Raw genomic sequence first — 9,234 nt, forward strand, 5'->3', positions numbered from 1 at the left:
CCGTCGCCGACGTCGTCGAGCGGCAGGCCGATCCCTCCCCCGAGCAGCCGCTCGCCGCCCGTATCGTCCGGGCCGTCAACGCCTACGAGGAGAAGAGCCGGGACGCCGACCCCCGGGGCGCCCGGCGCGCGCTGGAGGAGCTGCGGCTCGGCACCGCCGGGGACTACGCCCCCGAGGTGGTGGAGTCGCTGGCCCGGGTCCTGGCCCGGCCCCAGACGGCGCGGGAACGCGTGCCGGTGAGGCGGCCGGGATGGTCTGATCCCGCGCCGGGCTGGGTAACCCATGGGTAATGAGCGCCTTTCCCGCCGTACGTGGTTGGATGCGAGGGAGAGGGTGTCCGGGGGCACAAGCCAGCCCACTGTGCGGAACTGGAACTGGCAGGCGGGAATCGTGAGGATCTTCGGCAAGGGACGGCACCGGCCCTCCGCCTCCTGGCGGCAGGCCACCGACCGCGCGTTCACACTCATCGGCGACGGCCGCTACGAGGACGCGGGCGAACTGCTGACACGCGCCGCCGACCTCGAACCCTGGCTGTCGGAGTCCTGGTTCAACCTCGCGCTGCTGCACAAGTTCCGGCACGACTGGGAGCAGGCCCGCGCGGCCGGGCTGCGCGCGGTCGCCCTGCTCGACAAGGACACCGGGGCGCCCGACTGGTGGAACGTCGGCATCGCCGCCACCGCCCTGCAGGACTGGCCGCTGGCCCGCCGCGCCTGGCAGGCGTACGGGCTGAAGGTGCCCGGGGGAGCGGCGGCCACCGCCGAACCGCTCGGCATGGAACTGGGCAGCGCGGCCGTACGGCTCTCCCCGGAGGGCGAGGCAGAGGTGGTCTGGGGCCGCCGGCTGGATCCGGCCCGGCTGGAGGTGCTGTCCATCCCGCTTCCCTCGTCCGGGCGGCGCTGGGGCGAGGTCGTGCTGCACGACGGTGTCCCGCACGGCGAGCGCACCACCTCCACCGGGCACTCCTACCCGGTCTTCGACGAGATCGAGTTGTGGGCGCCGTCCCCCGTGCCGACCTGGGTGGTCCTGCTGGAGGCGGCCACCGAGGCCGACCGGGACGCGCTGGAGCAGCTGGCGGCCGACGCGGGGTTCGCCGCGGAGGACTGGTCGTCCTCGGTGCGGCTGCTGTGCCGGATGTGCAGCGAGTCCCGGATGCCCTCCGACGAGGGCGAGGGGGTGCATCTGGACCCGCACGACCACAGCGAGCCGGGGCATCCCGGGCCGCTGGGGCACCGGACGGACGGGCAGCTGTGGGTGCCCGAGCGGGAGTGCGGGGTGGCCGCGCCGGCCTCGCTGGTCCGGGGGCTGCTCGACGGCTGGGTCGCCGACAGTCCGGATTCGCGTGACTGGCGGGATCTCGAAGAGGTGTGCTGAGGGCCGCGCCCTGCCGTGCGGTTCCCCGCGCCGCCGAGGGGGGGCGGACACGTAACCTGTACCAGCAACATCTCCCCCTGTTCTTTGAGGAAGGCGTACGTCGGTCATGGCGCAGCAGGACACCGATCAGCAGCACGCGGGCGTGCTCCCCGTCGACGACGAGGGCTATGTCGTCGACACGGAGAACTGCGAGGAGCGCGAGAATGCCTGGCGTGAGCGCGGCACCTCGCGGCCGATCACGGTCGTCGGCAACCCGGTCCTGCACAAGGAGTGCCAGGACGTCACCGAGTTCGGCGAGGAGCTCCGGCAGCTGGTCGCCGACATGTTCGCCAGCCAGCGCACCGCCGAGGGCGTGGGCCTGGCCGCCAACCAGATCGGTGTCGACCTGAAGGTCTTCGTCTACGACTGCCAGGACGACGAGGGCGTCCGGCACGTCGGCGTGGTGTGCAACCCGAAGCTGGTCGACCTGCCCGCCGAGAAGCGCCGGCTCGACGACAGCAACGAAGGCTGCCTGTCCGTGCCGACGGCGTACGCCTCGCTCGCGCGCCCCGACTACGCCGAGGTGACCGGCCAGGACGAGCGGGGCAACCCGATCAAGGTCCGGGGCACCGGCTACTTCGCGCGCTGCCTCCAGCACGAGACCGACCACCTCTACGGCTACCTGTACATCGACCGGCTCTCCAAGCGGGACCGCAAGGACGCGCTGCGGCAGATGGCCGAGAACGAGCCGCGCTACCCCGTGGTCGCCAACGACTGACCCACAAGGTCCGTTGGGCGCCCGGCCGGGATTCTCCCGGCCGGGCGCCTTCGTGTTGCACGGGTGGTGACCCACAACCAGTCAGGCAAGAGGGCTGTCCAGACATGTTGGGGTAGTGAATGGAGCAAATCCATACCCACAGCGGTCACTTGTGGTGCTGAATGTAAGTACGGGGATACATGCGGCGCACGCCCCGCGCAAGGGGAGAGGTGTGCGCTCCTGGCGGCTGAGAGGGGTTTGTTCTGTGCAAGCTTTCCCACGCAGCACCACGGCGACGGCGACAGCGGTCGTAGTCCCACCGTCACTGGCGCTCCCGGTGATCGAGTCCTCCTTTCCGCGGCACCTGCACCCGTATTGGCCAAAGCTTCAGGAGAAGACGCGCCTGTGGCTGCTGGAAAAGCGGCTGATGCCGGCGGACAAGGTCGCGGAATATGCCGACGGACTGTGCTACACCGACCTCATGGCGGGCTACTACCTGGGGGCGCCGGACGAGGTCCTGCAGGCCATAGCCGACTACAGCGCCTGGTTCTTCGTCTGGGACGACCGCCACGACCGCGACATCGTCCACGGCCGGGCCGCCGACTGGCAGCGGCTGCGGAACCGGCTGCACACGGCCCTGGACGCGCCCCGGTCCCATCTGCACCACCCCGACCCCCTCGTGGCGGGCTTCGCGGAGAGCGTGCTGCGGCTGTACGGCTTCCTGCCGCACACCTGGAACCAGCGGTTCGCCCGGCACTTCCACGCCGTGATCGAGGCCTACGACCGCGAGTTCCACAACCGCGTCGAGGGGCGCGTCCCCGCCGTCGAGGAATACCTCGCCCTGCGCCGCCTCACCTTCGCCCACTGGATATGGACGGACCTGCTCGAACCCAGCGCCGGATGTGAACTCCCGGACACCGTACGGAGAAATCCCGCTTACCGCCGGGCGGCGCTGCTCAGCCAGGAATTCGCCGCCTGGTACAACGACCTCTGCTCGCTGCCGAAGGAAATCGCGGGCGACGAGGTGCACAATCTCGGCATCAGCCTCATCACCCATGCCGGGCTGACCCTCGAAGAAGCGGTGGAGGAAATCAGACGGCGCGTCGAGGGATGCGTCCGTGAATTCCCCGAAGCCGAGCGAAACGCCCTCGCACTGGCCCGCCGGATCGACGACGGAACGCCGCGCGGCCGGGAACTGAGCACCGCGGTCAGGACCTGTGTCGGGAATATGCGCAACTGGTTCGCCTCCGTCTACTGGTTCCACCACGAGTCCGGCCGGTACATGGTCGACAGCTGGGACGACCGCGCCACACCCCCGTACGTCACGAACGAAACGGCAGGTGAGTGATGACCGTAGAGTCGGTGCGGCCCCAGAGCCCCGCCACCCCCAAGACGTCCGTACTGCGCGAACCGCCCCTGGCCCAGGGCGCCCTGCCGGTCCTCGGGCACGGCCTGAGACTGGTCCGCGACCCGCTCGCCTTCATGTCCGCGCTGCGCGACCACGGCGACGTCGTACGCCTGAGGCTCGGCCCCAAGACGGTGTACGCCGTCACCACCCCGGAGCTGACCGGCGCGCTGGCCCTCGACCCGGGCTTCACGATCGCCGGCCCGCTGTGGGAGTCCCTGGAGGGACTGCTCGGCAAGGAGGGCGTGGCCACCGCGAACGGGCCCCGGCACCGCCGGCAGCGGCGCACCATCCAGCCCGCGTTCCGGCTCGACGCCATACCGGGCTACGGCCCCGTGATGGAGGAGGAGGCGCACGCGCTGACCGAGCGCTGGCGGCCCGGCGAGACCATCGACTGCACCTCCGAGTCCTTCCGGGTCGCCGTCCGCATCGCCGCCCGCTGCCTGCTGCGCGGCGACTTCATGGACGAGCGCGCGGAACGGCTCAGCGTCGACCTCGCCACCGTCTTCCGGGGCATGTACCGCCGGATGGTGATCCCGCTGGGGCCGCTGTACCGGCTGCCGTTCCCGGCCAACCGCGAATTCAACCGGGCCCTGGCCGATCTGCATCTGCTGGTGGACGAGATCGTCGCTGAACGCAGGGCATCCGGGCAAAGGCCGGACGATTTGCTGACGGCATTGCTGGAGGCGAAGGACGACAATGGCGACCCCATCGGGGAACAGGAGATCCACGACCAGGTCGTGGCGATACTGACACCCGGCAGCGAAACAGTGGCCTCGACCGTCATGTGGCTGCTCCAGGTCCTCGCCGAACACCCGGAACACGCGGAGAAGGTACGGACCGAGGTCGAATCCGTGACCGGTGGCCGGCCGGTCGGATTCGAGCATGTCCGCGCACTGACGCACACCAACAATGTCGTCGTCGAGGCCATGCGGCTCCGGCCGGCCGTGTGGATTCTGACGCGGCGCGCGGTGACCGACACCGCACTCGGCGGCTATCGCATTCCGGCCGGTGCGGACATCGTCTACAGCCCGTACGCCATCCAGCGCGACCACCGCTCCTACGACCGCCACCTCGACTTCGACCCCGACCGCTGGCTGCCCGAGCGGGCCCGGAGCGTGCCCAAGTACGCCATGAGCCCGTTCAGCGTGGGCAACCGCAAGTGCCCCAGCGACCACTTCTCCATGACCCAGCTGAGCCTGATCACCGCGGCCGTCTCGGCGAAGTACCGCTTCGAACCCGCCGAGGGGTCGGACGGCACCACCCGCGTGGGCATCACACTCCGCCCGCAGAACCTGCTGCTGCGCGCGAGGCCCTGGTAGGCCGCCGGCGCCGGCGCGCGCTCAGGCGGCCCGCGGGCCCCGGAACGCGCGCCGGTAGGTGTTCGGGGTGGTGCCCAGCGCCCGGAGGAACTGATGGCGCAGCGCGGCGGCCGTGCCGAACCCGGTGCGCCAGGCGATCGCCTCCATCGTCTCGTCCGTGCCCTCCAGCAACTCCTGGGCCAGCAGCACGCGTTGCCGCAGGAGCCAGCGGTAGGGCGTGGTCCCCGTCTCCTGCCGGAAGCGGCGGGCGAAGGTGCGCGGCGCCATATGGGCGCGGGCGGCGAGCTGCTCGACGGTGACCTCCTGGTCGAGGTGGGTCTCCATCCACGCCAGCACCTCCCCGACCGTGTCGGCCGGAGCCTTCGGCAGGGGGCGCTCGATGAACTGCGCCTGTCCGCCGTCCCGGTGCGGCGGCACCACCATGCGGCGGGCCAGCTTGTTGGCCACCTCCGGGCCCTGCTCCTTGCGCACCAGGTGCAGACAGGCGTCGATCCCGGCGGCGGTGCCGGCGGAGGTGATCACGGGGTCCTCGTCCACGTACAGCACGTCCGGCTCGACCATGAGCCGGGGATAGCGCCGGGCGAGCCGCTCGGCGTGGTGCCAGTGCACCGCGCACCGCCGCCCGTCCAGCAGCCCCGCCGCGGCCAGGACGAACACCCCGGAGCAGACGCTGAGCACCCGGGTGCCCCGGTCGACCGCCCGGCGCAGCGCCGCCAGCAGCTCCTCGGGGAACTCCCGCTCGGTGAAGGCCTCACCCGCCGGCACGGCGATCAGATCGGCCTCCTCCAGCCGCTCCAGTCCGTGCGGGGTGGACACCGTGAACCCGCAGTGGGTGGCGAGGCCGGGCCCCTCCGCCGAGACCACGGCGAAGTCGTAGACCGGCAGCCCGTCGTCGCTGCGGTCCATGCCGAACACCTCGCAGACGACGCCCAGTTCGAAAGGATGCACGCCGTCCAGCAGCACGGCCGCCACGTTCTTCAGCATGCTGCCAGTCTGCCTCGGCGATGGCAGTAATTCGAGGGTCTACGGCAGTCCTGCCCCTGCCGGTCAGGAGTGTCCGGCGCGACAGTGGTGTCCATGAACGAGAACCAGATCGAAGGCGTGATCGGAATCGGACTGACCCTCGGGATCCTGGTCCTCCTGGCCCTCCCCTCCCTGCTCGGTCACCTGCGCGACGTGCGCATCGACCGGCAGATCAGGCAGGCCCAGGAGGCCCGGGACGGCAGGAGGGATCAGAAGTCCTCGTCCAGGTCGACCGTGCCCTCTACGGCCACCTGGTACGCGGAGGGGCGGCGCTCGAAGAAGTTCGTCAGTTCCTGAACGCCCTGGAGCTCCATGAAGGAGAAGGGGTTCTCCGAGCCGTACACCGGAGCGAAGCCGAGGCGGGTGAGGCGCTGGTCGGCGACGCACTCCAGGTACTGCCGCATCGAGTCGGTGTTCATGCCCGGGAGGCCGTCACCGCACAGGTCGCGCGCGAACTGCAGCTCGGCCTCGACGGCCTCCTTGAGCATGTCGGTGACCTGCTGCTGGAGCCGGTCGTCGAAGAGGTCGGGCTCCTCCTCGCGCACGGTGTCGACGACGTCGAAGGCGAACGACATGTGCATCGTCTCGTCGCGGAAGACCCAGTTGGTGCCGGTCGCCAGACCGTGCAGCAGACCCCGGCTGCGGAACCAGTAGACGTACGCGAAGGCGCCGTAGAAGAACAGGCCCTCGATGCACGCGGCGAAGCAGATGAGGTTCAGCAGGAAGCGGCGGCGGTCGGCCTTGGACTCCAGCCGGTCGAGCTTCTCGACCGAGTCCATCCACTTGAAGCAGAACTGCGCCTTCTCGCGGATGGACGGGATGTTCTCCACCGCGGCGAAGGCGGCCGCCCTGTCCTCCGGGTCGGGGAGATAGGTGTCCAGCAGCGTCAGATAGAACTGGACGTGCACGGCCTCCTCGAAGAGCTGGCGCGACAGGTACAGGCGCGCCTCCGGGGAGTTGATGTGCTTGTACAGCGTCAGCACCAGGTTGTTGGCGACGATGGAGTCGCCGGTGGCGAAGAAGGCGACGAGCCGGCCGATGAGGTGCTGCTCTTCGGGGGTGAGCTTGGCGAGGTCGGCGACGTCGGAGTGGAGGTCGACCTCTTCGACGGTCCAGGTGTTCTTGATGGCGTCCCGGTAGCGTTCGTAGAAGTCCGGGTAGCGCATGGGGCGCAGGGTGAGCTCGAAGCCGGGGTCGAGCAGGTTGGTGTTACGGGACATTACTGGCAGGCCTCGCAGGACTCGGGGTTTTCCAGGGAACAGGCGACCGCTTCGGGGTCCGCGGCCACCTGTGCGGGGACGGTGGGCTGCGCCTGGGCGGCGCGGGCGATGCGCGTGGCGGGGCGCGAGCGCAGGTAGTACGTCGTCTTCAGCCCGGACTTCCAGGCGTAGGCGTACATCGAGGAGAGCTTGCCGATGGTCGGCGTCTCCATGAACAGGTTCAGCGACTGCGCCTGGTCCAGGAACGGGGTGCGGGCGGCGGCCATGTCGATCAGGCCGCGCTGGGGGATCTCCCAGGCCGTGCGGTACAGGGCGCGGACGTCCTCGGGGATCCACTGGAAGTCCTGCACCGAGCCGTTGGCCTCGCGCAGCGCCTCGCGGGTCCGGGCGTCCCAGACCCCGAGGTCCTTCAGGTCCTGCACCAGGTAGGAGTTGACCTGGAGGAACTCGCCGGACAGGGTCTCGCGCTTGAACAGGTTCGACACCTGCGGCTCGATGCACTCGTACACACCCGCGATCGACGCGATGGTGGCCGTCGGCGCGATCGCCAGCAGCAGCGAGTTGCGCATGCCCGTCCGCGCGATGCGTTCGCGGAGCGCGGCCCAGCGCTCGGGCCAGGTGAACTCGACACCGTAGTGGTCGGGGTGCAGCACGCCCCGGGCCGTACGGGTCTTCTCCCAGGCGGGCAGCGGGCCGTTGCGCTCGGCGAGGTCGGCGGACGTCTCGTACGCGGCGAGCATGATCCGCTCGGCGATCCGCGTGGACAGCGCCTTGGCCTCGGCCGAGTCGAACGGCAGCCGCAGCTTGAAGAACACGTCCTGCAGCCCCATCGCGCCCAGCCCGACCGGCCGCCACCTGGCGTTGGAACGCCCCGCCTGCTCGGTGGGGTAGAAGTTGATGTCGACGACGCGGTCGAGGAAGGTGACGGCGGTGCGGACGGTGGCGTCCAGGCGGTCCCAGTCGATGTCCCCGTCCCGGACGAAGGCGCCGAGGTTGACCGAGCCCAGGTTGCAGACGGCCGTCTCGCCGTCGTTCGTGACCTCCAGGATCTCGGTGCAGAGGTTGGAGGAGTGGATGACGTTGCCGGGCTCGGCGGTCTGGTTGGCGGTGCGGTTCGCGGCGTCCTTGAAGGTCATCCAGCCGTTGCCGGTCTGGGCCAGGGTGCGCATCATCCGGCCGTACAGTTCCCGGGCGGGGAGGGTCTTCCTGGCCAGGCCGGCGGCTTCGGCCTCGCGGTAGGCGGCGTCGAACTCCTCGCCCCACAGGTCCACGAGCCCGGGGACGTCGGCGGGGGAGAACAGGGACCACTGGGCGTCGGCGTTGACGCGGCGCATGAACTCGTCGGGGATCCAGTGCGCGAGGTTCAGGTTGTGCGTACGGCGGGCGTCCTCACCCGTGTTGTCGCGCAGCTCCAGGAACTCCTCGATGTCGGAGTGCCATGTCTCCAGGTAGACGGCGGCGGCGCCCTTGCGGCGGCCGCCCTGGTTCACGGCGGCGACCGAGGCGTCCAGGGTCTTCAGGAACGGCACGATCCCGTTGGAGTGGCCGTTCGTGCCCCGGATCAGCGAACCGCGCGAGCGGATGCGGGAGTACGACAGCCCGATGCCGCCGGCGTGCTTCGACAGCCGGGCGACCTGGTGGTAGCGGCCGTAGATGGAGTCCAGCTCGTCCAGCGGGGAGTCCAGCAGATAGCAGGACGACATCTGGGGGTGGCGGGTGCCGGAGTTGAACAGGGTGGGGGAGGAGGGCAGGTAGTCGAGGCGGCTCATCAGCCCGTAGAGCGAGGCGACCTCGTCCACGGAGCGCGCCGTGTCGTCCTCGGCCAGGCCGCTCGCCACGCGCAGCATGAAGTGCTGGGGCGTCTCGATGACCTTGCGGGTGATCGGGTGGCGCAGCAGATAGCGGCTGTGCAGGGTGCGCAGGCCGAAGTAGCCGAAGCGGTCGTCGGCGCCCTCCGCCACGGCCGCGTCCACCAGCGCGTCCAGCCGTTCGGCGTGCGTGCGCACGAACTCGGCGGTGCGGTCGGCGATCAGGCCCTCGCGGTGCCCCACCGTGATCGCCCCGGTGAAGGAGGTCACGCCCTGGGAGGCGGCCTCCGCCCGGATCGCGAGGGTCAGCAGGCGGGCGGCCAGCTTCGAGTAGGCGGGGTCCTCGGAG

8 protein-coding genes and 1 pseudogene are annotated in these 9,234 nt (G+C 70.2%); 6 read left to right on the plus strand and 3 right to left on the minus strand.

Going from position 1 to position 9,234, the window contains the following annotated elements; genetic code table 11:
• The 5 genes and pseudogenes from H5J33_RS14255 to H5J33_RS14275 all read left to right on the plus strand — a co-directional run.
• A pseudogene (locus tag H5J33_RS14255) lies at positions 1 to 290 on the plus strand (metal-dependent phosphohydrolase); the annotation flags it as partial.
• Positions 291 to 390: 100 nt separating this feature from the next.
• On the plus strand, positions 391 to 1,371 hold the full coding sequence (locus H5J33_RS14260) for a hypothetical protein (protein ID WP_181795280.1): 981 nt from the start codon (positions 391 to 393) through the stop codon (positions 1,369 to 1,371).
• 106 nt (positions 1,372 to 1,477) lie between these two features.
• A complete protein-coding gene (gene def / locus H5J33_RS14265) occupies positions 1,478 to 2,128 on the plus strand; it encodes a peptide deformylase (protein WP_181795281.1) in 651 nt (216 codons plus the stop codon).
• 244 nt (positions 2,129 to 2,372) lie between these two features.
• Entirely contained in the window at positions 2,373 to 3,455 is a 1,083-nt protein-coding gene (gene cyc1, locus H5J33_RS14270) for an epi-isozizaene synthase (RefSeq protein ID WP_181795282.1), read from the plus strand.
• On the plus strand, positions 3,455 to 4,834 hold the full coding sequence (locus H5J33_RS14275) for a cytochrome P450 (protein WP_181795283.1): 1,380 nt from the start codon (positions 3,455 to 3,457) through the stop codon (positions 4,832 to 4,834). Before cyc1 ends, H5J33_RS14275 begins: the two co-directional genes overlap by 1 nt.
• Positions 4,835 to 4,855: 21 nt before the next feature.
• On the opposite strand, the gene H5J33_RS14280 is transcribed toward H5J33_RS14275, so the two are convergent.
• Positions 4,856 to 5,818, minus strand: a complete 963-nt coding sequence (locus H5J33_RS14280) for a GlxA family transcriptional regulator (protein ID WP_181795284.1) — start codon at positions 5,816 to 5,818, stop codon at positions 4,856 to 4,858.
• A 93-nt stretch (positions 5,819 to 5,911) separates the two neighbouring features.
• Between H5J33_RS14280 and H5J33_RS14285 the strand changes: the two genes are divergently transcribed.
• Complete coding sequence (locus H5J33_RS14285; protein WP_181795285.1) at positions 5,912 to 6,154, plus strand: hypothetical protein; 243 nt, start codon at positions 5,912 to 5,914, stop codon at positions 6,152 to 6,154.
• Here H5J33_RS14285 and H5J33_RS14290 read toward each other — a convergent pair.
• Positions 6,067 to 7,077: a ribonucleotide-diphosphate reductase subunit beta gene (locus tag H5J33_RS14290; RefSeq protein ID WP_181795286.1), complete on the minus strand. Its 1,011-nt coding sequence runs from the start codon at positions 7,075 to 7,077 to the stop codon at positions 6,067 to 6,069. The genes H5J33_RS14285 and H5J33_RS14290 overlap by 88 nt on opposite strands.
• The coding region (locus tag H5J33_RS14295; RefSeq protein ID WP_181795287.1) for a ribonucleoside-diphosphate reductase subunit alpha at positions 7,077 to 9,234 on the minus strand (2,158 nt) is incomplete at its 5' end. The genes H5J33_RS14295 and H5J33_RS14290, both read right to left, overlap by 1 nt.

This window comes from Streptomyces sp. WELS2, from assembly GCF_013870595.1.
Lineage (GTDB): Bacteria > Actinomycetota > Actinomycetes > Streptomycetales > Streptomycetaceae > Streptomyces.

What these genes read in the sequence shown, in the direction of transcription:
- def (WP_181795281.1), top strand. Translation starts at nt 1,478, where the DNA reads ATGGCGCAGCAGGACACCGATCAGCAGCACGCGGGCGTGCTCCCCGTC.
- H5J33_RS14275 (WP_181795283.1), top strand. Translation starts at nt 3,455, where the DNA reads ATGACCGTAGAGTCGGTGCGGCCCCAGAGCCCCGCCACCCCCAAGACG.
- H5J33_RS14280 (WP_181795284.1), bottom strand. Translation starts at nt 5,818, where the DNA reads ATGCTGAAGAACGTGGCGGCCGTGCTGCTGGACGGCGTGCATCCTTTC.
- H5J33_RS14285 (WP_181795285.1), top strand. Translation starts at nt 5,912, where the DNA reads ATGAACGAGAACCAGATCGAAGGCGTGATCGGAATCGGACTGACCCTC.
- H5J33_RS14290 (WP_181795286.1), bottom strand. Translation starts at nt 7,077, where the DNA reads ATGTCCCGTAACACCAACCTGCTCGACCCCGGCTTCGAGCTCACCCTG.